This is a genomic window from Chloracidobacterium sp. (genome assembly GCA_016715795.1).
GTDB lineage: Bacteria > Acidobacteriota > Blastocatellia > Pyrinomonadales > Pyrinomonadaceae > OLB17.
The window spans coordinates 448,323-468,929 of record JADJXP010000001.1; the positions used below are offsets into that span (position 1 = coordinate 448,323).

General features: G+C 56.0%; 22 protein-coding genes and 1 pseudogene. 10 read left to right on the forward strand and 13 right to left on the reverse strand.

What is annotated here, in order from left to right; translation table 11 throughout:
- Nucleotides 1–35 precede the first annotated feature (35 nt).
- Nucleotides 36–623: a hypothetical protein gene (locus tag IPM59_02030; GenBank protein MBK9214372.1), complete on the forward strand. Its 588-nt coding sequence runs from the start codon at nucleotides 36–38 to the stop codon at nucleotides 621–623.
- Nucleotides 624–712: 89 nt separating this feature from the next.
- Here the strand turns inward: IPM59_02030 and IPM59_02035 are convergent, their stop codons facing one another.
- Nucleotides 713–1,180 carry a PaaI family thioesterase gene (locus IPM59_02035; GenBank protein MBK9214373.1) on the reverse strand — a complete coding sequence of 156 codons (468 nt, stop codon included), beginning with the start codon at nucleotides 1,178–1,180 and terminating at the stop codon, nucleotides 713–715.
- Between the two features lie 126 nt (nucleotides 1,181–1,306).
- Between IPM59_02035 and IPM59_02040 the strand changes: the two genes are divergently transcribed.
- Both IPM59_02040 and IPM59_02045 read left to right on the forward strand, forming a co-directional pair.
- Nucleotides 1,307–2,983 carry a carbon starvation protein A gene (locus IPM59_02040; protein MBK9214374.1) on the forward strand — a complete coding sequence of 559 codons (1,677 nt, stop codon included), beginning with the start codon at nucleotides 1,307–1,309 and terminating at the stop codon, nucleotides 2,981–2,983.
- A gap of 14 nt (nucleotides 2,984–2,997) precedes the next feature.
- Nucleotides 2,998–3,369 carry a hypothetical protein gene (locus IPM59_02045; protein MBK9214375.1) on the forward strand — a complete coding sequence of 124 codons (372 nt, stop codon included), beginning with the start codon at nucleotides 2,998–3,000 and terminating at the stop codon, nucleotides 3,367–3,369.
- 10 nt (nucleotides 3,370–3,379) lie between these two features.
- Here the strand turns inward: IPM59_02045 and IPM59_02050 are convergent, their stop codons facing one another.
- From IPM59_02050 to IPM59_02085, 8 genes are all read right to left on the reverse strand, one after another.
- Nucleotides 3,380–3,973, reverse strand: coding sequence for a hypothetical protein (locus IPM59_02050; protein ID MBK9214376.1), 594 nt, complete (start codon nucleotides 3,971–3,973; stop codon nucleotides 3,380–3,382).
- Nucleotides 3,974–4,088: 115 nt separating this feature from the next.
- Nucleotides 4,089–5,900 carry an aspartate--tRNA ligase gene (gene aspS, locus IPM59_02055; protein MBK9214377.1) on the reverse strand — a complete coding sequence of 604 codons (1,812 nt, stop codon included), beginning with the start codon at nucleotides 5,898–5,900 and terminating at the stop codon, nucleotides 4,089–4,091.
- A gap of 249 nt (nucleotides 5,901–6,149) precedes the next feature.
- Entirely contained in the window at nucleotides 6,150–6,998 is an 849-nt protein-coding gene (locus IPM59_02060; GenBank protein ID MBK9214378.1) for a phosphatidate cytidylyltransferase, read from the reverse strand.
- Between the two features lie 72 nt (nucleotides 6,999–7,070).
- On the reverse strand, nucleotides 7,071–7,856 hold the full coding sequence (locus IPM59_02065; protein ID MBK9214379.1) for an isoprenyl transferase: 786 nt from the start codon (nucleotides 7,854–7,856) through the stop codon (nucleotides 7,071–7,073).
- A gap of 3 nt (nucleotides 7,857–7,859) precedes the next feature.
- Nucleotides 7,860–8,156, reverse strand: coding sequence for a DUF952 domain-containing protein (locus IPM59_02070; GenBank protein ID MBK9214380.1), 297 nt, complete (start codon nucleotides 8,154–8,156; stop codon nucleotides 7,860–7,862).
- Between the two features lie 4 nt (nucleotides 8,157–8,160).
- Nucleotides 8,161–8,916, reverse strand: coding sequence for a tRNA pseudouridine(38-40) synthase TruA (gene truA, locus IPM59_02075; GenBank protein ID MBK9214381.1), 756 nt, complete (start codon nucleotides 8,914–8,916; stop codon nucleotides 8,161–8,163).
- Nucleotides 8,913–9,383 carry an ASCH domain-containing protein gene (locus IPM59_02080; GenBank protein ID MBK9214382.1) on the reverse strand — a complete coding sequence of 157 codons (471 nt, stop codon included), beginning with the start codon at nucleotides 9,381–9,383 and terminating at the stop codon, nucleotides 8,913–8,915. The genes truA and IPM59_02080 overlap by 4 nt, the downstream gene beginning before the upstream one ends.
- A complete protein-coding gene (locus IPM59_02085; protein MBK9214383.1) occupies nucleotides 9,380–9,970 on the reverse strand; it encodes an orotate phosphoribosyltransferase in 591 nt (196 codons plus the stop codon). The genes IPM59_02080 and IPM59_02085 overlap by 4 nt, the downstream gene beginning before the upstream one ends.
- A gap of 40 nt (nucleotides 9,971–10,010) precedes the next feature.
- On the opposite strand from IPM59_02085, the gene IPM59_02090 reads away from it, so the two are divergent.
- The gene (locus IPM59_02090) at nucleotides 10,011–10,832 is read left to right on the forward strand and encodes a 3'-5' exoribonuclease (protein MBK9214384.1); all 822 of its coding nucleotides are present in this window, start codon (nucleotides 10,011–10,013) and stop codon (nucleotides 10,830–10,832) included.
- On the forward strand, nucleotides 10,822–11,250 hold the full coding sequence (gene queF, locus IPM59_02095) for an NADPH-dependent 7-cyano-7-deazaguanine reductase QueF (protein ID MBK9214385.1): 429 nt from the start codon (nucleotides 10,822–10,824) through the stop codon (nucleotides 11,248–11,250). Before IPM59_02090 ends, queF begins: the two co-directional genes overlap by 11 nt.
- Here the strand turns inward: queF and IPM59_02100 are convergent.
- The 4 genes and pseudogenes from IPM59_02100 to IPM59_02115 all read right to left on the reverse strand — a co-directional run bounded on the left by IPM59_02100 (nucleotide 11,247) and on the right by IPM59_02115 (nucleotide 14,056).
- Nucleotides 11,247–11,599, reverse strand: a pseudogene (locus IPM59_02100) (four helix bundle protein). The gene queF and the pseudogene IPM59_02100 overlap by 4 nt on opposite strands.
- A gap of 51 nt (nucleotides 11,600–11,650) precedes the next feature.
- On the reverse strand, nucleotides 11,651–12,184 hold the full coding sequence (locus IPM59_02105) for a hypothetical protein (protein MBK9214386.1): 534 nt from the start codon (nucleotides 12,182–12,184) through the stop codon (nucleotides 11,651–11,653).
- Between the two features lie 142 nt (nucleotides 12,185–12,326).
- Entirely contained in the window at nucleotides 12,327–12,782 is a 456-nt protein-coding gene (locus tag IPM59_02110) for a histidine phosphatase family protein (protein ID MBK9214387.1), read from the reverse strand.
- A gap of 371 nt (nucleotides 12,783–13,153) precedes the next feature.
- Nucleotides 13,154–14,056, reverse strand: coding sequence for a lytic transglycosylase domain-containing protein (locus tag IPM59_02115; protein MBK9214388.1), 903 nt, complete (start codon nucleotides 14,054–14,056; stop codon nucleotides 13,154–13,156).
- Between the two features lie 170 nt (nucleotides 14,057–14,226).
- On the opposite strand from IPM59_02115, the gene IPM59_02120 reads away from it, so the two are divergent.
- The 5 genes from IPM59_02120 to hemW all read left to right on the forward strand — a co-directional run bounded on the left by IPM59_02120 (nucleotide 14,227) and on the right by hemW (nucleotide 20,548).
- Nucleotides 14,227–15,495, forward strand: coding sequence for a magnesium transporter (locus IPM59_02120; GenBank protein ID MBK9214389.1), 1,269 nt, complete (start codon nucleotides 14,227–14,229; stop codon nucleotides 15,493–15,495).
- 107 nt (nucleotides 15,496–15,602) lie between these two features.
- The gene (locus tag IPM59_02125) at nucleotides 15,603–16,169 is read left to right on the forward strand and encodes a redoxin domain-containing protein (protein MBK9214390.1); all 567 of its coding nucleotides are present in this window, start codon (nucleotides 15,603–15,605) and stop codon (nucleotides 16,167–16,169) included.
- Nucleotides 16,170–16,176: 7 nt separating this feature from the next.
- Nucleotides 16,177–17,076: a redoxin domain-containing protein gene (locus IPM59_02130; protein MBK9214391.1), complete on the forward strand. Its 900-nt coding sequence runs from the start codon at nucleotides 16,177–16,179 to the stop codon at nucleotides 17,074–17,076.
- Nucleotides 17,077–17,159: 83 nt separating this feature from the next.
- Nucleotides 17,160–19,415 carry a phosphoribosylformylglycinamidine synthase subunit PurL gene (purL, locus tag IPM59_02135; protein MBK9214392.1) on the forward strand — a complete coding sequence of 752 codons (2,256 nt, stop codon included), beginning with the start codon at nucleotides 17,160–17,162 and terminating at the stop codon, nucleotides 19,413–19,415.
- A gap of 11 nt (nucleotides 19,416–19,426) precedes the next feature.
- A complete protein-coding gene (hemW, locus tag IPM59_02140) occupies nucleotides 19,427–20,548 on the forward strand; it encodes a radical SAM family heme chaperone HemW (GenBank protein MBK9214393.1) in 1,122 nt (373 codons plus the stop codon).
- The last annotated feature ends 59 nt before the right edge of the window (nucleotides 20,549–20,607 follow it).

The following is a 20,607-nucleotide window of genomic DNA, read 5'->3' on the forward strand; positions in this document are numbered from 1 at the left end:
CGTTTCTCTGTCTCTAGTAATTTACAATCTGCAATGTGGATATCCTAGTCGCACGAAGTTCGGACGAGTTACGAGCCGCATTTGAACGGTTATCGTCAGCAGCATCGCTCGGGTGCGATACGGAAACGTCCGGCTTTGACGCCCGGCACGGACGGCTTTTTTCCATTCAATTCTCAGACGGCGAATTTAGCGTGCTCGTACCCGTGAGCGAAGGCGTCACCCTCGGCCCGATGGCCGAGCTGCTGACCAACGCAGCGATAACAAAGATATTCCACAACGCTAAATTCGACCTCGAATTCCTCACCGCCGCCGGCCATGCGGTCGAGAACGTGTTCGACACGATGATCGCCGAAAAGGTCCTTACCCGCGGTGCCGGGCAATCGTCGTCGCTCGCCGACACGCTCTATCGCCACTTCGCCGTCGATCTCGACAAATCCCCGCGTGCCAAATTCACCCGCAACTGGAACGGCATCTGGACTGATGAACTCGTCAACTACGCGCTGTCGGACGTCGTTCACCTGCCTCGATTGATGGCGGAACAAACTGAGTGGCTTGAAAAGTTGGGTTTGGCAGGTGAGTTTGACACACAATTTCGGAAGATCATGTCGGAACCGCCTGCGTAAGCGGGCGGTCAGTTCAGTCGACGAGTCACAGGCACCGATGTTTAGCTCATTGTGGAACTGGCCGCCCGCTTTACCCAGGCGGTTCTGACTTACCAACGATGGTACGCCGGATGGCCTTCTTTGACCGCGACAAAAACCCCTCGGCACGTGTCGCAGACCTTGCCGCCCGCGATCAGCTCGGCCTCGACGGTTGCGCGGTCCTCGCTCGATTCGACAACTCGGGCTTTTAACGTTATCGGCCCGTCAATCGGCGTCGGCCTGAGTAGTTTTACGTGAAACTCGGCAGTCACCGTGCACGGTGCCTGCTCGAGGCCGTCGCGCTTCATTAGAAAATACGCCGCCGTCCAGTTTGAATGGCAATCGAGTAACGCCCCGATGATGCCGCCGTTCAAAATGCCCGGAAACGCCTGATGATGCGGCTCGGCATACCATTCGGCAACCACCTCGTCACGTTGGGAAAAGCTGCGAATATGCAGCCCCTTCTCATTCGCCGGCCCGCAGCCGAAGCAAATGCCATGCGGTGAGTACTCTTCCTGGAGTGATTTCTCGATCGTCATTCGTCTCTTTCGAAATAACTGATATATAAAACCCGTTAACAGTTCTAAGTTATCAGTTTTCATCTACTCCGGATAGTTGCCGGTGAGGCACAAGTATCGTAAATTTAACCGGATAACAATTAACCTATGCTCGCTCTGCTTGCCGTCGCCGTCATTGCCTGGCTCGTCTTTGGCTACTTTGCCTACGGCCGTTGGGTCGCACGGCAGTTCAAGCTCGACGACGCGAACCAGACGCCCGCTAACGCGGTTAACGACGGTGAGGATTTTGTCCCGACACGGCCATTCTACTTGTTTGGCCAGCACTTCTCGGCGATCGCGGCTGCGGGCCCGATCGCGGGGCCGATCATCGCGTGCCTTGCGTTCGGGTGGCTCCCGTGCCTCTTGTGGGTGGCATTGGGCGTGGTTCTCATCGGTGCGGTCCATGATTTTGCCGCGTTAGCGTCGTCCGTTCGACATGGTGCGCAATCGATAGCTGAGATTACTCGCGACAAGCTCGGCGGCGGCGCGGGCCGTGCGTTGATGGCTTTCATTTGGATAGCATTGGTATACGTTTGCGTCGCTTTCACCGACATAACGGCGGGAACGTTTGTCGCGGGCGACGAGGCATTTGCCGGTGAGACGGCATTCGATCCCGGCGGAGCCGTGGCGATGGCAAGTGTGCTCTATCTCGGCCTGTCGGTCTGTCTCGGCCTCGTCGAACGCTTCCTCAAGCCGCCGCTCTGGCTCGCCACGCTCATCTTTGTCCCGGCGACGTTCGCATTGTCGTATGTCGGAACGTTGTACTCGTACGTGCTGCAGTTCGGCCATCAGACGTGGGCAGTTCTTATTCTGCTCTATTGCGTCGTCGCCTCGCTCATGCCGGTCTGGTCGCTTCTGCAGCCGCGCGGCTATCTCGGTGGCTTTGTTCTCTACGCAGCGATCGCGGTCGGCGTGATCGGGATATTTTTTGGCGGATACACGATACAGCAGCCGGCTTTCAGGTCATTTGATGTTGGCGGCATGACCGGAATGCTCTTTCCCTTTCTGTTCGTCACGATAGCCTGCGGTGCGTGCTCCGGTTTTCACGGCCTGGTCTGCTCAGGCACTACGTCAAAACAGATCGATAAGGAAACGCACACGCGGCCCATCGGCTACGGCGGAATGCTCGCCGAGGGCTTTGTCGCGTTTATCGCTCTCGTGGTCGTAATGATCGCCGCCGGTGACGCACTGGTCGGGCCCGACGGCAAGAATCTGCCCGCCGGCAAGATCTACGGCAACGGCATCGGCTCGTTCCTGTCGCTGATCATCGGACAGGAGAATCTCAAGTTCGCTGTTACGTTCGGTGCGATGGCGTTCTCGACGTTTGTCTTTGACACGCTCGATGTGACGATGCGGCTTGGGCGTTATCTGGTACAGGAGTTGATCGGCATGCCCGGCCGTCTCGGAGCAGCGATTGGCACGCTAGTGACCGTCGCGTTGCCTTTCGCCCTTATCTTCTTCGCCAAGCCGGGCTCGTATGTCGAGTTTTGGACGCTCTTTGGAGCATCGAACCAATTGCTCGCGGCCTTAACTTTGCTATCGATCACCGTCTGGCTCTACAAGGCCCGCAAGCGGATCGCATTCACACTGCTGCCGATGCTCTTCGTCCTCGTGATCACGTTGTGGGCATTGAGCTCGATCGTGATCGGAAATTTCCAAGCGACCAGCGGCTTCGACATCAAGCTGATAAACGGCGTGATGTCGCTCGCCCTGATCGGCCTGGCCATCTTCCTCGTTGTGACCGGAATACTGAAGCTTCGGCGCGACGCCGAGGCCGCAGCTTGATCTAGGAGAAAAATATGAGATATACAAATTCTATTATTGGTGCTTCGCTGGCGCTGGCGCTCGTGCTCGGGCTTGTGCTCGGCTGCGGCGGCAGCAAGAGCGACGCGTGTATCGGAACCGTCACGTATCAGGGCAAGACGTTCCAAGGGGCGGGTAAGAACGAGATCGACGCAAAACTGTTTGCCTGCAATAACTATTGCGCCGATGCTGACCCCGAATATGATGCGCGTTACGGTATCTGGCTCGAGTCAGCCAAAGGCAGGGCGGCCGGCTCACCAAATAAGCGTGACGCTATGTTCAAGGATAAGGATCTGCTTGATTATGTTACGGACGTTTGCGCCAGAAAGTGCTCTGCGGAGATGAACCCGACGGCGAACTGTAAGTAGCTAGCCCAGTTCACGCTCTAGGGCTGATCTTGTCCTCGAGCCAGTTGGTCAGATCCTCGATCGACTCGATATGGACGGGCTTGCCCTGCCACGCCTTGATCGCAAAGACGACCAGCATGATCGATGTCACCAGCGTAAAGATGAGGTTGCCGATATTCGCCACGTCAGTTGCCTCGCCGATCACGCCGAGGATCGTCGTGACGATCAGGATGCCAATGTGTGCCGCTAGGCCCTGCGCAGCGTGAAACCGCACTTTGGCCTCGCTCTTTGGCACAACGAACAAAATGATGAGGCCGGCGATCAGCCCCAGGTACCACGGTATGTAGGGCACCGCCGTTAGGACGTTTTCAGGCAGGCCCAGCTTGTCGATTTTTCGGTCCGGCGTCACGACCGGCCCGGCGCTGTACGGTGCGGGCACCGTCTGGCCGTTGAAAGGCGGTGAATACGGCACGTCCGCGACCGAGAATTTGCGCGTCTGCTCCTCGGTCGAAGCAGGGGGCGGAAACTGATGCGTCTCGGCATTCGCTTGCCCAAGCACCTGCGTGGCTCCCACTTTTTCAGGAAACTCAGGATCGAGCGGATTTGTGTCGTACTTTGACGGCATATGTCAGAACCGCCTGCGTAAGCGGGCGGCCAGTTTCATAAGTATTCAATTCTACGACGAGAGAAGCGGCATTGTTCGTTAAACGTGTGTGCGGGCCGACGAACTGGCCGCTCACCTACGCAGGCGGTTCTGGCTTGATCCCCAACTCTTTTAGCTGTGCGTCATCCACTTCTCCCGGCGAGTCCATCATCAGGTCCTGCGCCGAAGCCGTCTTTGGGAACGCCATCACGTCGCGGATGTTCTCGGTCCCGCACAGGATCATGCACGTTCGCTCGATGCCCGCGGCAAAACCGCCATGCGGCGGCGTGCCGTACTCCAACGCATCGAGGAAAAAGCCAAACTGTACGCGAGCCTGCTCGGGCGTCATTCCCAACGCCTTAAAGTTCAGATCCTGTATCTCCTTCTGATGAATACGTATCGAGCCGCCCGCGCATTCGTAGCCGTTGATAACGGCGTCGTAAGCCTTCGCACGCACGTCGCCGAGCAGGTGATGCTGGGTATCGTCGTTGACCGCGGTCTTGAACAGCTCCAGGTCCTCGTCCATCGGCGATGTGAAGGGATGATGCGCCGCCATGTATCGGTCCGTCTCTTCGTCGTGCTCGAACATCGGAAACTCGGTCACGATTAGCGGCTCGTAGCGGCTGCGGTCGATCAAACCCTCACGCCGCGCGATCTCATTGCGCAGAGCACCTAGGCTGGCGGCAACAACAGACTTCTTTCCGGCAACGATCAGAACGGCGTCGCCTTTCTTGGCTCCGGCTACCGACGCCAACTCTCTGACCTTTACCTCACCGAGCACCTTGAGCAGAGACGATGACATCTCGTCGCCCAGCTTGATCCATGCCATCGCACCGGCTCCGTAGCGTTTCACGAATTCTTGCAATTCGTCGGTTTGCTTTCGTGAGTAATCGGCACGACCCGTAACGACGATGCATTTGACCTCGCCGCCGACCGCCAGCGTGTCGGCAAATGGTGCGAAATCGGTGTCATGCAAGGAATCGCTCAGGTCACACAGTTCCATCCCAAACCGCAGATCGGGCTTGTCGGAACCGTAACGCCGCATCGCCTCGGCATGCGTCAAACGCGGCCATTCTGTCGGTAGTTCGACATCGATCAGCCGCAGGACGTGATTGAACATCCCTTGCATCTCGCGATAGACGATCTCTCGATTCGGGAATGACATCTCCATGTCGAGCTGCGTAAATTCCGGCTGCCGGTCGGCTCGCAGGTCCTCGTCGCGAAAGCATCGCGCGATCTGATAATACTTATCAAACCCCGCTATCATCGTGATCTGCTTGAGAATCTGGGGCGATTGCGGCAGGGCAAAGAACTTGCCGGTATGAATACGCGACGGCACGATAAAATCGCGTGCCCCCTCAGGCGTGGACTTGAGCAGTATCGGCGTCTCGATCTCGATAAACCCGCGGCTGTCAAAGTACTCGCGTATCGCCGCCACCGCTTTCGCTCGCATCCTGAGGTTGTGCTGCAGCTGCGGCCGCCTGAGGTCAAGATAGCGATACTTCAACCGCGTCGATTCGTCGGCAAGCTCTTGTGTGCCAGCCACTTCAAGCTGAAACGGCGGTACCTTCGCATCGTTCAGAATAAGGATTTCATCCGCGTGGACCTCGATATCGCCGGTCGCGAGCTTTGCGTTGTGGGTTCCCTCGCGTTCAACGACACTACCCTTGACCGCGACCACGAACTCGCCACGAAGCTCCTTTGCCCGTGCATGCGCCGCTGCATCGGTTTCCTCATTCAACACGACCTGCGTCACGCCCTCGCGGTCGCGCAGATCGACAAACGTCAACGGGCCAAAATCACGCTTCTTCGCCACCCAGCCCATCAACACGACACGCTGCCCGACATGCTCCATGCGAAGCTCACCGCAGGTGTGCGTTCGTTCGAGATCTCCTAAAACGTCCAACATAAAAATAAAAACGCCTTTCGGTTGAGAGACAATCGAAAGGCGGAACGCGATCTAAACTGCGTTCACGCCTCACGTATTATTGTCGTCAAACCGAACTGCGTTCATCACCGTCGAAGCCCAATGATACTAAAGACGCGAGGCTCGACGCAAACAGCCGTCAGGATAGCTGTGATACCAAGAAAACGACGGCTTACAATTCAGATTGGCCGTTCTTTTCTTCTGTCATACAATCTCCTCAAGTAGTCAGGATCAAAAAGCCGCAAAATAATATCGGGCGAAATAGTAAAGTATCGGCGCTCCAAAGAGCAAGCTGTCCAATCGGTCGAGAAAACCGCCGTGGCCGGGCAGAATGCTCGCGGCATCCTTCGCCCCTGCCCCGCGCTTGATCGCGCTCTCGCACAGATCGCCGAGTACGCCGACGGCCGCGAGAACGATGGCGAGCGGGATTGAGACTTGGTATGGCATTTCGTGAAGAAAGGTCAGCGTCGCTAACGCCGCTGCAACAGCAGCGAAGACCAGCCCCGCGACTAGTCCCTCAACGGTCTTCCCGGGCGAGATGGCCGGGGCGAGCTTATGTCTGCCGAGGGCCCGTCCACCCAAATAGGCCCCAATATCCGACGCAAAAATAACAAGAAAGAAATAGCCAAGCAGGAAAGTTGATAGTCGGGGGCGATGCTCAAAGCCAATCCGTACCGCCACGAGGAAACCACCGAGTAACGCAATATAGACTACGCCCAGCAGCGTCACACCGATGCCGGTAAGCATCTTCGAAAATTCCGCACGAAAGCGGAATGCCTGCGTTATCAACAGAATGATCACGATCGTCGCGACTGTCGCGATCAGCAGGTCAGGAGCATTCGCCGGCGCATCAAACAGAAAGCCGACAAACAACGCCGCCGAGCCAAGATACCCGACAGCCGCATCGGCCTTAAGTTCCATTTTCTTGGTGAGCGAATAGAACTCGAACAGGCCGGCACCGAGGGCAAAAGCCGCGACCGCAACAAACAGCCAGACTGCCTCGCGCCACCAAAGCGGCAGGATGATCGCGGCGATCACGATCGGCAAGGCAATAAGGGCTGTTAATACTCGTGTCTTCACTGCCTGGTTCTTTCCAACAGGATAAACAGGATGGACAAGATAAGAACGTCCTGTTGATCCTGTTTATCCTGTCTATCCTTTTTGACTGTCCACCCCGCCATAGCGGCGGTCGCGTTTCTGATAGTCAATCACCGCCTCAAACACCTGCGGCCGGCGAAAATCCGGAAACAGCACCGGCGTCACGTAGATCTCGCTATACGCGAGCTGCCACAGCAGGAAATTCGAGATGCGAAATTCGCCGCTCGTGCGTATCAGCAGATCGACCTCGGGCAGGTTCCACGTGTATAGGTTGCGGGCGATGTCCTCTTCCCTGAGATGGTCGATCACGTCGTTTCGCCGCTCGATGTCCTGATAAGCCAATATCGCCGCTCGCACGATCTCGGCCCGGCCGCCGTAATTTAGCGCGACGCACATCGTCATGCCGTCGTTGCGAAAAGTCTTCTGCTCCGCCGCATGTATCTCGTCCTGAACATCCGGCGGCAGTGCATATCGGTCACCGATCGCCTGAAACTTGAGATTGTTCGCATGAACCTCTCTTAATTCAGATCGGATGAACCGTTTCAGCATGCGCATCAGCCCGGCGATCTCGGTCTTCGGCCGTTTCCAATTCTCGGTAGAGAATGCGTAAAGCGTCACCGCCCTTACGCCGAGCCTCGCGCAAGTATCGACAATAGACCGTACCGAATCAGCACCGGCGCGGTGGCCAAATATGCGGGGTTTGCCGCGCTGCTTTGCCCAGCGGCCGTTGCCGTCCATGATGACGGCGATATGAGCCGGAACCCGTTCCGGGTCGATCGCAGCCAGCAGCTTGCCCTCGGCCGAGTTCGGTTTGATGATGCCCTCAAAGTCCTTGAACATTCTTCAGGTCTTGCGTCGCTGTGAACTTACGATCGCGTCGCGGTTCACCGGCCCATAGATATGCGGATAGATCTCGTTCGCCGTCGAGGCCTCATTCACCACCCTCGACATCAGCCGATCGGTTTCAATGGCCAACACGACGATCTCATCTGTCCCTGCGTAATAGCGTTTGATCACAACCTCGACCTGGTCCTCAAAACTGCAGTGAATAAACCCTTCGGTCTCAAGGCTCCGTGCGGCATACAGTTCCGTATCGAACGGCGCCCAGTTTTCCGGTAAAACAATATGATAAATGAGCATCGGCCTAGTCGTAATCGACCTGCAACAGTGTCAAGCCCTGCGCCGGTGCCGTTTTACCTGCAAGGTCACGATTTCCTGTGATAATGGCCGTCTGAATTGTATCAAAATCCTTTTCGCCCCGTCCGACCTCGATCAGCGTGCCGGCAATGCATCGCACCATGTATCGTAAAAAGCCTGTCCCGCAAACGCGCAACTCGATCATCACGCCTTGCGCGGCATCGTCCCACAGCGAATCGACGCTCATATCGAGTATCGTCCTGACGCGGCTCTCGCCGTCCGAGCGTGCCGACGAGAACGCCGTCCAATCGTGCTCGCCGAGGAACAACCTCACTGCCTCGCTCATTCGCCCCACATCGAGCGGCTTGCTTTCAAAATGAGCAAATCGCCGCCAGAACGGCGACATCACCGGTGCATTGACGATGCGATACACATAGGTCTTCTTCTTTGCGGAGAACCGCGCATGAAAATCGTCATCCACCTCGTCACACGTCATCACACGAATATCACGCCAGAGATTGCCGTTGATCGCGGAGCGCAGCTTTTCCGCTGTAAACTTGCCGTCCGGCAGATGAACATTTGCCACCTGTCCTGCCGCATGAACGCCCGCATCCGTCCGCCCTGAACCATTTACTGACACCTCAGTATCTACGAGCATCCCGATGACACGCTCAAGCTCGCCCTGGATCGTGCGGTCATTCTCCTGCACCTGCCACCCGTGAAAGTCGGTGCCGTCGTATTGGATCAGGAGCTTGAAATTCATCGCTTATACAACAATCGAAATTGCTCGCAGCAGACGATTGCTTGATCGTCAAAAGCGAACCCGAGCTGTTTAGCCTCGCGTTCATAATAGTCGCGATGAACGGCACGCCAATACTCCAGCGACAGATCGCCCTCGCCCTCAAGTGCCGCAAATTCCGCCGTTACATCGCAAAACCGGACATGATCGATCTCGGTCGTCTGCAGCACGCACTTTGGCTCTCCGTGAAAGTCCGTAACGACACTATGACCGCCGACAATCGGTGCGTCGTCCGGTCTGATCTCGTTGGTTTTCAACAAGCTGGCCGTCGCAAGCTTCTTTCCGGCGAGCACCAGTGCCGTCAGCTCATCAGCCATCGCGGCCGAATTGCCGAAATACCAAACCTGATACGGCTCATCGAGATCGACTGAGTACAAGTCGCAAAAATCCGCCCAAAACTGCTTGACCTGATCCGAAACAGACTTTGTCATGGCCGTGGGGCGGACGTTGTCCGGCTGCCTGGCTTGATCAGCGTATCGCCGCGTTCGCACATCGGGCAAGCGTCATGCGTATAAGCCGGCACATCGAGACAGACAAGCGAAATACGTGGAACACGGACATCCGCCGCACCGTTCGACCGGTCGATGATCGACGCTGCTGCAACAGTCTTACCGCCGTTAGCCTCCAATGCGGCGATGCACTCGCGAGTCGAACCGCCGGTCGTTATAACATCCTCGACCACGAGAATGCGCGTCCCATCGGCGAGCGAAAAGCCCCGCCGCAGGGTCATCTCGCCGTGCTGTCGCTCGGTCCAGATAAACGGCACGCCCAACGCCTGAGCGACCGCGAATCCGATCACCAGCCCGCCGATCGCCGGCGAAGCGACCGTATCAAACTCCGCATCACCAAATTGCCTCGCTATCGCATCACCAAACCTAGCCGCGTCCGCCGGATGCTGCAAGGCCAACGCGCATTGCAGATATTTTGGACTGTGCAGTCCGCTCGACAGGACAAAATGCCCCTCGAGCAGTGCGTTTGTCGAGCGAAAATGCTCAAGTATCTCGGTTTGGTCCACGATTGTTTACCTGTCGAACTGTAACGGCTAATATAAACGATAGATGACGCCGCACTCAAACCTCATCTCCGATTCGATGCTGATCAGCGAGACCGTGTCGCTGCTTCGCTCGTTCGGCGGGCGAGCGTCGGCTGTGAGCATCGTCGATTTTGTTATGCGCATCCGTCGGCCTGACCCGATGCTGGCCCGAATACTGGTTACAGACCTGATCGATCGCGACCCCCGGCTCACCTTAAATGGTGACACAGTTGAGCTTGCCGAGGCAGCATTCGACGAGCGTGGCCTTGCCGAAACGGACTATGTCGTTTTTGACCTCGAGACCACCGGCTCAAAAGCGCCGCCCTGCCGAATCATCGAGATAGGCGCCTATCGCATATCGAACGGTGAGCTCGCTGGCGAATTTCATTCACTTATCAATCCCGAAATGCCGATCCCGGAGTTCATCCACCGGCTGACGCGTATTGACGATGCGATGGTCGCGAACGCACCGGTGTTCGCTGACGTAGCCAACGACTTGCTTGAATTCGTCGGCGACTCGGTCCTAGTCGCACACAACTCAGGCTTTGATATGCGGTTTCTCAACCACGAGATATCGCTCGTGTATCCCGAAATGCGTCTCGCAAATCCGTGCCTATGCACGGTGCAGCTTTCACGTCGCCTGGTGCCCGAAACCGACAATCACAAGCTCAAGACGGTCGCCGAATTCTATAACATCGACCTAACGAACCATCACCGCGCGAGCGCCGACGCCTTTGCGACCGCACACATTTTCTTGAATCTTCTCACACGCCTGCACGACGGTGGCGTCACCGGCCTCGGCCAAGTGCGGCGGATGAGTTCGCGAAAGAACCGCTATGTCAGATAAGACAGCCGCAACGCCCGCCAACGCACAGGGCCTCGAAATTTGCTCCACGCCGCGAGAGGAAATGGACCTTTTCCCGCTCGATACTTTTGCCTACGAATTTCCCGGCAAAGAGATATGGGTTGAATTCGAAATGCCCGAGTTCACTGCGATCTGCCCGTTCTCGGACTTCCCCGATTTCGCCGTGATCCGCCTCAAATACGTTCCCAGTAAGCTCTGCATCGAGCTAAAAAGCCTCAAGCTCTACATCAATTCGTTCCGCGACATCAAGGTCTTTCACGAACACGTCGTCAACATCATCCTCGAGGATTTCGTCGCGGCATGCGACCCGCTAAAGGTCGAGATCGAGGGCGACTTTCACGTGCGCGGCAACATAAAAACGAAGGTCCGTTCCAATTACGAATTAGGAATTACGAATTAGGAATTGCGTCGAGTTGTTACTAGTATCTTTCCGATGATCTTGAGTAATTCCTCGACATCGTCCAGCAAGCTGAGACCGTGCTTTTCATCGATGAAGCCGGTCGCGATCAAGAGCGGATCCAGTACTTTGTCTCCCTTGCCTCTTTGTAGGCGATGCTTAACTTCGAGACGAAATCCGGCCTTGATTGGCCGCCGACAGCCTCCTCTGCGTTCGCACCGATTGACGTTCCGCACCGCAAGAACTGTTTCGACATTACGGATTCCTTTTTCTCTTCAACAAGGAACTTGTAAGCATTAACGGTGCGAATTGCGAAAGCGAATGTCTTCTCAAGCAAAACGTTCTCTTTCATCCCGTTCCTAATTCCTAACTCTTAATTCGTAATTCGTAATTCCTAATTGGGTCAGTGAACGGCGGCCATCGCCTTGGGCTCTGCGTAACCGTGTTTGAGGCATGCAGCTTCTACGCGTTCCATCACGTCATCCTCAAGGAAGGACTTACCGTTTTTTAGCGCATTCTCGATCTCGGAAAGTATGAGGTGCTTGGATTTTTCGAGCATTGTCTGCTCGCGGAATGAGAGCTTCTTTTCGTGACTGAGCAGGGCCAATGTCTTAAGCACGTCGGCGGCCTTAAAGACGTCGCCTGAGCGCAACATTTCGCCAAAGCTGCGTGCTCGCGCTTTCCAGTCGCCCGGCAGCGGCTCAAAATTCTCGCTGAGTTTGTCGATCAGGCGGCGGCACTGCACCGAACTAATCAGCGGCCTGAGGCCGACACTGTCGGTATTCTCAACCGGCACAAAGATCGTCGAATTATCGCCCAAAACGCGCAGGCTGTAGCCGCTCACCGAATCGTCGCCGACCGAACGTTGTTTGAATTCCTCGACCAGGCAAACGCCCTGATTGGGGTAAGCGACCTTTTGACCGACCGAAAGCCGCATGATGCTATCTCCTGTGAATTGACCGACGCGCAGCACGTGCCCACTCGGAGCCTGCCCGCCTAATGCCTACTTTCTCAAAGAGTAATGTTATTATATCACGCCGCCCGGCCGGACGGAAGAGATTTATTCTCGAAGCGCAAAACTATTGAGCGACCATCAGGTCCTTGGGACGAAAGACCATTTCGAGACGCCCACAGCCGTCGGTCGCCTCGGCCCAGCTACTGACATCAAGCGAGATCACCGCAACAGCCGCCGTCGGCATCGGCTCGACATCGCCGGTCAGGTATCGGATAAAGCCTTCGATGCCCGGATTGTGGCCTATCAGCATCGCCGTCGAGGCCGCGTCGTCAATGGCCGCCACTGCCTGCCGCAGGGCGTTAGGCGACGCCTCATAAATGCCATCTTCAAAGGTGATGCCGCCATCAAATCCGCCGGCGCTTGTTACGGCCTCAGCCGTTTGCGCGACCCTGACGGCAGGCGACGCAACGAGCGCATCCGGCACCAGCCCCTCGCGCCGCAGCACCTCACCCATGAACGGCGCCGCCAACCGGCCACGATCGTTAAGCGGCCGCTCAAAAATCCGCCAGCTCCGCATCATCCCAACTCGACTTAGCATGTCGCATCACAAGCAGTTTCTTCATAGGCATCACCTGACGCATATTTTCCACGCTAAAGCTCCTTAACGCAACGCCGCCAAGCGACGGAGTGCGGACACTCTTGTCCGCATCGCCGGTTCCTCCGGCGACCTTACGTTAACCACCACTCTCGGCCGACGTCCTATCTCATTTTCTTTGTGATCTCTGTGGCTAATTTTCCAAAACACAAAAACGCGGCCGGCTAACGCAGCCGGCCGCAAGTCCGAGGACCATTTGGAGAAGAGTGTTACTCTCGGTGGGAACTTTTTGTAGCTGTCAGCGATCAGCCGTCAGAAGGACGTTTACTGATAGCTGAACGCTGACGGCTGACATCTCACTGATTCACCAGCCTCATCCGGCCGTCCGCGAGGCGTATCGCCACGGGGCTGGGTTCATATACCGTCAGGGGTCGCGATTCCTTCTTTTCCATGCGGGAGGCAACCGTGTTGTTGACACGCCGGTAATTGCGTGCGAATGAGCCGTCCGAGATCGACGCGTAACGGGCCGAGATCCGACGGACGTATTCGCGCGTTTCGTTGTAGGGCGGAATGCTGCGGCCGTACTTGATCACCGCACCCTCGCCCGCGTTATAGCCCGCAAGAGCCAGATTCACGTCCTGGCCAAACATATCGAGTAGCATTCGCATGTATTTGACGCCGCCCTCGATGTTTTGCTTCGGGTCGTAGATATTCGTTACGCCCAGGCGACGTGCCGTCGCAGGCATTAGCTGCATTAGTCCTGAGGCACCCTTGTATGATGTCGCGCGGATCTTGAACGACGATTCCTGATGCATCTGCGCATAGATCAACAGCGGATCGATGCCGTAACGGCGGCTCGAATCCACGATGTAGCTGTCGTGCAGCGCGTTACCGGTCGTAAAGCCCTTCATGCCGCTATTCGCACCCATCGTCGGCCCCATTGTCGGGCCTGTATAGCCGACGGGGCGAAACGTCTCTCGATCGGCTAGCCCCTCTGAGACGCTCATTCGCGAGATCGACGTCGGCCTGACGAGCGGTTTTTGTGTCGTGGCTGTTACCTGTGACGTCTTTGCGACGAGTTTGCGGCCATTTCTCGTCGTCGTCGTTTTCGACTTGGCGCCGACAGGCACGAAGTCATGCCTCACGACGACCTGGACGCCACGAGACGTGTCAAAATTGTCAAAAAATCGCGGACGTTCTTGCGAAAGGGCGGGGATCGCTGCGAGAAGTGAGAACACTAAAAGGATGGGTCTTTTCATGTTGGATGGAGTGGAGGCGGACGGGTGGCCAGGCGTGGGACTCGCCGTTTCCGGCTCACGCTGTCACCTAATTAAATAGAAATGCGCAAGGTCGCGGGCTTTCCACAAATCACAAATATTTTTAAGCATGTTTATCGCGTGATCATCGACCACTGACAACCGACCGCAGTTTGAGCTATCTTGTTACCGTCATGCTCTACGTGTCGCAATTGCTCGGACAGCCGATATCCGACGCCCGTAATGAAAAGATAGCCACCGTCAGCGACGTGCTCGTGCGCTATGGTGACGAAGAGTATCCGCCTGTTATCGGCCTGGTTGCGCGTTATCGACGACGAAACTTCTTCATACCCGCGCGCGACCTGACCGACCTCGGCCTGCGCGGTGCGAAGATGGCGTCGACAATACTCGATCTAACGCCCTTCATCCGCCGCGACGGCGAAGTGCTGCTCGGCAAGGACGTACTCGATAATCAACTGATCGACGTTGACGGCAAACGCGTCGTCCGCGTGAACGACGTGCAGCTGATCGAAACCGGCGGCACCTGGCGCGTCTCTGGCGCTGATGTGGGCCTGCAGGGCTTTGTCAGGCGGCTGATGCCGAAGGGCTTCTACGGCAGCGGCCGCCCCGTCGAGGTCATCGACTGGGCCGACGTCGGTTACCTCGCAACGGACACTACGACAGTGACTGTCCAACTCAAATCATCAAAGGACAAGCTGTCCCGCCTTCATCCCGTTGAGATCGCCCAACTTGCTGAGTCCCTGTCACCTGTCCATCGAACCGAGGTCGTCGAAAGTCTGGATGACGAGATAGCGGCCGACACGCTCGAAGAGATGTCCACTGAGGCCCAGGCCCGTATCCTCGAAGAATTAGATGAAGAACGGGCGGCGGACATCCTTGAAGAGATGTCGCCTGACGATGCTGTTGACGTGCTTGACGAGATGGACGATGAAAAATCGGAGCAGCTTTTCGCCCTCATGGAGGAGGACGAAAAGGGTGATGTGGCCGAATTGATGCATTTTGAGCACGATACTGCAGGCGGACTCATGACAACCGAGTTCGTTGTCTTTCCCCGCAGCCTTACCGTCGGTGAGGCGATTCGAGGACTGCGCGAGATGGCGGAGACGCCGAACATGATCTACTACCTCTACGTCGTTGAGTCCGAGGGGTCGTGGAAACTCTCTGGCCTGATCTCGCTCCGATCCCTGATCCTGGCCGACCCAATGGCCAAGCTGGAGGATGTGATGAGAAGCGATTTCCGCGCTGCCCATCCTTCGGATTCGTCTGAGGATGTCGCTCAAACCATCTCGGAGTACAACCTGCTTGCCCTGCCGGTCATCGATGACGAAGGCGATATAGCGGGGATAGTCACCGTCGATGATGCAATGGAAGTGCTCTTGCCTAAGACCCTACAGCGTCGCCTTCCACGACTATTCAGTTAGGCGACCGATCGAGTGAGTCGAAACCGAGTGACGCTCGCGTGCGTAGAATCTCAAGATACTGATATATTGCTGTCTATAACCTAGGAGGGGTAGGTATCAAGAGATCTATGTGGCTTCCGGTCCTGATGCTTGTGTTTTCGATATCGACCGCTGCGCAGGGGCTTGCCATTGGCGGTAAGATAGTGAATTTCTCGCTCCCTGATACAACCGGAAAGACTCAGACGCTCGACGGTCTGAAGGGAGACAAGGGCGCCGTCGTGATCTTCCTCTCAGCGCAATGCCCGGTGGTAAAAGCATACAATCAACGGATCAATGAAATCTCAGATGAATACAAGGCGAAGGGGATCAACTTCATTGGGATCAACTCAAATGCGACCGAGTCGCCAGACTGGGTGAGATCGCACGCGGTTGAGAACTACAAGTTTCCGGTTCTCATAGACAAGAACAACATTCTGGCGGACAAGCTTGGGGCCTCAGTAACCCCTGAAGCCTATTACGTCGATCAAAACGGGATCCTCATTTATCACGGGGCGATCGATAACGACAGATCGGCGACGAATATCACCGAAAACTATCTGAAGAACGGGCTTGATCTGTTTCTTAGTGGTCAGAAGCCCCTGAAGACGACTGCTAGAGCATTCGGCTGCGGTATCAAACGCGTCACCGAGCAATAGATACGTAATGAACAATCCGATCGGGCTTTTTCTAAGGATAGCGGTCTGTGCCGCCCTTGTTGTTCTCGCGCCGCAACCCGTCGTTGGCCAAACAAAGCCCGGCGAGAGCTCATCTGACGGCCCGAAGGTTCTCCGAATCGACGTCGAAGGCCTGCGCAAGCTGCTCAGTCCAACGGGTAGGCCACTCGTTGTCAACTTCTGGGCAACATGGTGCGACCCTTGCCGCGAAGAATTCCCTGATCTCGTCAAACTCTACGATGAATACAGAGGCAGAGTCGATCTCGTGACGGTCTCGCTGGATGACACAGTGGATATCGGCGGTAATGTTACGAAATTTCTCACGACAATGCGGGCCGAGATGCCCGCGTATTTGCTCGATGCTGCGGATCCGGACGCAGCGATCAAACTCGTTTCCAAAGACTGGGCCGGTAATCTTCCGCTAACGCTTGTATATGCGACAGACGGCAGTATGGTCTATTTTCGGAACGGCAAGTTTCGCAACGAAACTCTGAAAGAGAATATTGACCGGGCTCTTGGGGGCGGATCGTCAGGGAATGGACCGATTTCAGTTGTCGAATTCATTAAGGTCAAAGGCGGCAAGCGTGATGAGGCTCGGTATTTCTACGAGAACAATTGGCGTGCATACCGTGACGTTGCAGCCAAACGCGGGGTTATCGAGTCGTTCGAGTATATTGAGATCGTCGCACCACACAATGCCGCCTTCGATATCATCTTGATAACGCGTTATAAAGACGCGGCACAGTTCACGAACAGCGAAAAGGCATTCGGGCCGATAATGAAAGAACTACGACCGAAAGGCCCCCTTCTTAAGGGCACGTTCGCACCCGATGAATTTCGCGAGATCGTTTACTCGTACACGGCCCGTTCGGTGTTCCCGGTCATGTAACCTACCAACCCAGCCACATCGACATAAGCCCTCAAACCATCTAGAATACTCGTTTCGTTTCGCTCGCCGGAACCGAACCTGCTATGGACTACACGCAGATCACTCCAGAGGTCGTTTCACAACACGGTCTTTCCCCCGAAGAATTTGAGCGGATTCTAGGGAGCCTCGGCCGTGAGCCGAACCTAACCGAGCTCGGCATCTTCAGTGTGATGTGGTCCGAACATTGTTCCTACAAATCGTCCCGTGTCCATCTAAAACGTCTGCCCACGACGGGTGAGCGCGTGATCGTGCCGCCGGGCGAGAACGCCGGCGTTGTCGATATCGGCGACGATTGGTGCATCGCATTTAAGGTAGAGTCGCACAATCATCCCAGCTTCATCGAACCGTTCCAGGGAGCGGCGACCGGCGTTGGCGGCATCCTGAGGGACGTTTTTACGATGGGCGCGCGACCTGTTGCCGCGATGAACTCTTTGCGATTCGGCCCACTCGATGACGCCGCAAACGGTGCTCGTAACCGGTCGATCTTGAAAGGCTGCGTTGCTGGAATAGGCCACTACGGCAACTGTTTTGGCGTCCCGACCGTAGGCGGCGAGGTGGTTTTTGACGAGTCCTATAGCCTGAATCCGCTGGTCAATGCTTTTGCCCTCGGCTTGGTACGAAAGGACCAGATCTTCTTTGGCAAGGCGTCGGGAATAGGCAATCCCGTTCTGTATGCCGGTGCAAAGACCGGCCGTGACGGTATTCATGGCGCGACTATGGCGTCGGCAGAATTTGACGATGAGGCGCTTGAGAAACGTCCGACCGTTCAGGTTGGTGACCCGTTCCTAGAAAAATTGCTCCTCGAAGCGTGCCTTGAAGCGATGCGTTCGGGAGCTATAGAGGGCATTCAGGATATGGGTGCTGCGGGCCTGACCAGCTCATCAGTTGAGATGGCCGCGCGCGCCGGCACAGGGCTCGAGATCGACCTTTCGCTCGTTCCGCAACGTGAAACGGGCATGACCGCATACGAGATGATGCTCAGCGAATCGCAGGAGCGGATGCTGATCGTCGCCCGCACCGGCCATGAAAAAGAGGTTGTTGAGATATTCAACAAATGGGATCTCGACTGCGTTGTGATCGGAAAGGTCGTTGAGGGCAACCGGTTAAAGATAGTTCACAACGGCATTCTCGAGGCAGACTTGCCCGTGTTGGCCCTGACCGACGAAGCCCCCAAATATGAACGCCCTCTTTCGCCAGCAACGCGAACAAATGGCGAGGCTCTCAACGGCAAAGACCTAAAGCCTAAGATCGAAGGCCTGAACGAAGCCTTAACACTACTTCTAAAATCTCCAAACATTTGCTCCAAAAACTGGGTCTACGAGCAGTACGACTCGATGGTCCGAACAAACACCGTGGTTCTGCCCGGAGCGGACGCGGCAGTCATCCGCGTAAAGGAAACGCGGCGGGCTATCGCAATGTGTCACGACGGGAACGGCAAATTTGTCGCGATCGACCCGCGTATGGGAGCAAAGCTCGCTGTCGCTGAGGCCGCACGAAATGTGGCGTGTGTCGGTGCAAAGCCTATCGCGGTCACCAACTGTCTCAACTTCGCCTCGCCAGAGAGACCCGAGGTGATTTGGTCGTTCAGCGAAGTTATCGACGGCATGGCCGAGGCCTGCACCGCGTTTGACACGCCGGTTGTCTCGGGGAATGTCTCGTTCTATAACGAAACTGACGGCAAAGGCATTCTGCCGACGCCCGTTATCGGCATGGTCGGTTTGATCGATGACAGCCGCAAGATCGTCACACACGGATTCAAAAACGGGGGCGACTTAATTGCCGTGCTCGGCGAGACCCGTGACGACCTCATCGCCAGCGAATACGCCCAGACCATCCTCGACCTGTCGACAGAGGAACTCATCAACCACGGCATCGTTCCGATCATCGATCTCGAACAAGAAAAACTCATTCAGCAAACCCTGCTCAACCTGATTGACCGATGCCTTATCAACTCCGCCCACGACTGCTCGGACGGCGGCCTCGCCGTCGCCTTAGCCGAATGCTGCTTCTCATCCCTCGGCCGCGCCGAAGTCGGCGCTGAGATCGACATAATACCCGACGGCCTGTCCGCGGCAGCTCTGCTTTTTGGCGAAACACCGTCCCGTATCGTTGTCAGCTTTTCACCTGACAAACTCGAAGAAGTGAAAGCCATTGTTGGGGGGCTTCCGCTAGCGGTAATCGGCAGGGTCGGTGGTTCGATCCTGCGCGTGAATGTCGATGCTCAAACAGCTATCGACGCTTCGATTACCGATCTTGAATCCGAGTGGTCAACTGCTCTCCATAATAGGCTCGCAGCCTGACACTTTTCACCATGCCGGCCGGCATTTACGTACATATTCCTTTCTGCAAGTCGCGTTGTTCCTATTGTGATTTTGCAACTGATGTTTACCGCGATGCGGCCATTGTTGATACATATGTTGATGCTTTGTGTTCTGAAATTCGAAACTTCACATCTGAAATTCCAGGAGATGCGGACACGGTCTATTTCGGCGGCGGCACACCGTCTCTGCTGAAAGCGGGACAGGTTAAGTGGATTCTGGAGAGCCTTCACACAAAGTTTGATCTAACGGACGACGTCGAGATCACGATGGAGATGAATCCGGCAACTGTTACCGCGGAAACTCTTGACGGATACCGGCAACTCGGCATCAACCGTGCGAGTTTCGGGGTTCAGACCTTCGACGATAAGGCATTGAAACTACTTGCCCGCGGACATGATGCGAATGATGCAAGAAACACGTTTTCAATGCTCCGCGATGCGGGTTTTGAGAACATTAGTTTTGACCTGATCGCGGGCTTGCCCGGGCAGACCTTAGAACAGTGGCGGGCGAATCTCGACGAGGCCATTCAAATATCGCCGGAGCATATTTCTCTCTATCTATTGGAGATCCACTCTGGCACGCCGCTGGCAGAACAGATATCGAGCGGGCGTCAGCCGAGGCCGGATGACGATGTGGCGGGCGAGATGTATGAGGTGATAAGCGACCGGTTGGCCGCCTCGGGATATGAGCAGTACGAGATCTCCAATTTTAGCAAGCCGGGCTTTCCGTCATCTCATAACACGAAGTACTGGCTGCTCGATCCGGTGTTCGGATTCGGCGTCTCGGCGCATTCGTTCGACGGACGCGAGCGATATGCGAACGAGCGTGACACCGCAAAATATGTAGAGATCATCGAGCAGAACGGCTCGGCCGAGGTGTTGAGGGAAACCATCGATGTGGCGTCGGAGGCTGTTTTTCTCGGATTGCGGATGGAAGACGGGATCGACCTCGCCGACTATAGAAAAGAGTTCGACATCGACCTGATCGCAAAACACCGCGAGGACATTGAGCGTCTGATCGACACCGATCTGCTCACGATCGTCGATGGCCGATTGCGGCTCACTCGTCGAGGAAAGCTACTGTCGAACGAAGTGTTTGCGGTTTTTGTATAGCGGGGACGTTTGATCCAGCCGTCAGCCACGAGGGCGACCGTTGAGTTCGGGACGGCGCG

Bases quoted from the DNA above. Each gene is read 5' to 3' on its own strand.
- IPM59_02035 (MBK9214373.1), bottom strand. From the start codon at position 1,180: ATGACGATCGAGAAATCACTCCAGGAAGAGTACTCACCGCATGGCATT.
- IPM59_02040 (MBK9214374.1), top strand. From the start codon at position 1,307: ATGCTCGCTCTGCTTGCCGTCGCCGTCATTGCCTGGCTCGTCTTTGGC.
- IPM59_02045 (MBK9214375.1), top strand. From the start codon at position 2,998: ATGAGATATACAAATTCTATTATTGGTGCTTCGCTGGCGCTGGCGCTC.
- IPM59_02050 (MBK9214376.1), bottom strand. From the start codon at position 3,973: ATGCCGTCAAAGTACGACACAAATCCGCTCGATCCTGAGTTTCCTGAA.
- aspS (MBK9214377.1), bottom strand. From the start codon at position 5,900: ATGTTGGACGTTTTAGGAGATCTCGAACGAACGCACACCTGCGGTGAG.
- IPM59_02065 (MBK9214379.1), bottom strand. From the start codon at position 7,856: ATGTTCAAGGACTTTGAGGGCATCATCAAACCGAACTCGGCCGAGGGC.
- IPM59_02070 (MBK9214380.1), bottom strand. From the start codon at position 8,156: ATGCTCATTTATCATATTGTTTTACCGGAAAACTGGGCGCCGTTCGAT.
- truA (MBK9214381.1), bottom strand. From the start codon at position 8,916: ATGAATTTCAAGCTCCTGATCCAATACGACGGCACCGACTTTCACGGG.
- IPM59_02080 (MBK9214382.1), bottom strand. From the start codon at position 9,383: ATGACAAAGTCTGTTTCGGATCAGGTCAAGCAGTTTTGGGCGGATTTT.
- IPM59_02090 (MBK9214384.1), top strand. From the start codon at position 10,011: ATGACGCCGCACTCAAACCTCATCTCCGATTCGATGCTGATCAGCGAG.
- queF (MBK9214385.1), top strand. From the start codon at position 10,822: ATGTCAGATAAGACAGCCGCAACGCCCGCCAACGCACAGGGCCTCGAA.
- IPM59_02105 (MBK9214386.1), bottom strand. From the start codon at position 12,184: ATGCGGCTTTCGGTCGGTCAAAAGGTCGCTTACCCCAATCAGGGCGTT.
- IPM59_02110 (MBK9214387.1), bottom strand. From the start codon at position 12,782: ATGATGCGGAGCTGGCGGATTTTTGAGCGGCCGCTTAACGATCGTGGC.
- IPM59_02115 (MBK9214388.1), bottom strand. From the start codon at position 14,056: ATGAAAAGACCCATCCTTTTAGTGTTCTCACTTCTCGCAGCGATCCCC.
- IPM59_02125 (MBK9214390.1), top strand. From the start codon at position 15,603: ATGTGGCTTCCGGTCCTGATGCTTGTGTTTTCGATATCGACCGCTGCG.
- IPM59_02130 (MBK9214391.1), top strand. From the start codon at position 16,177: ATGAACAATCCGATCGGGCTTTTTCTAAGGATAGCGGTCTGTGCCGCC.
- purL (MBK9214392.1), top strand. From the start codon at position 17,160: ATGGACTACACGCAGATCACTCCAGAGGTCGTTTCACAACACGGTCTT.
- hemW (MBK9214393.1), top strand. From the start codon at position 19,427: ATGCCGGCCGGCATTTACGTACATATTCCTTTCTGCAAGTCGCGTTGT.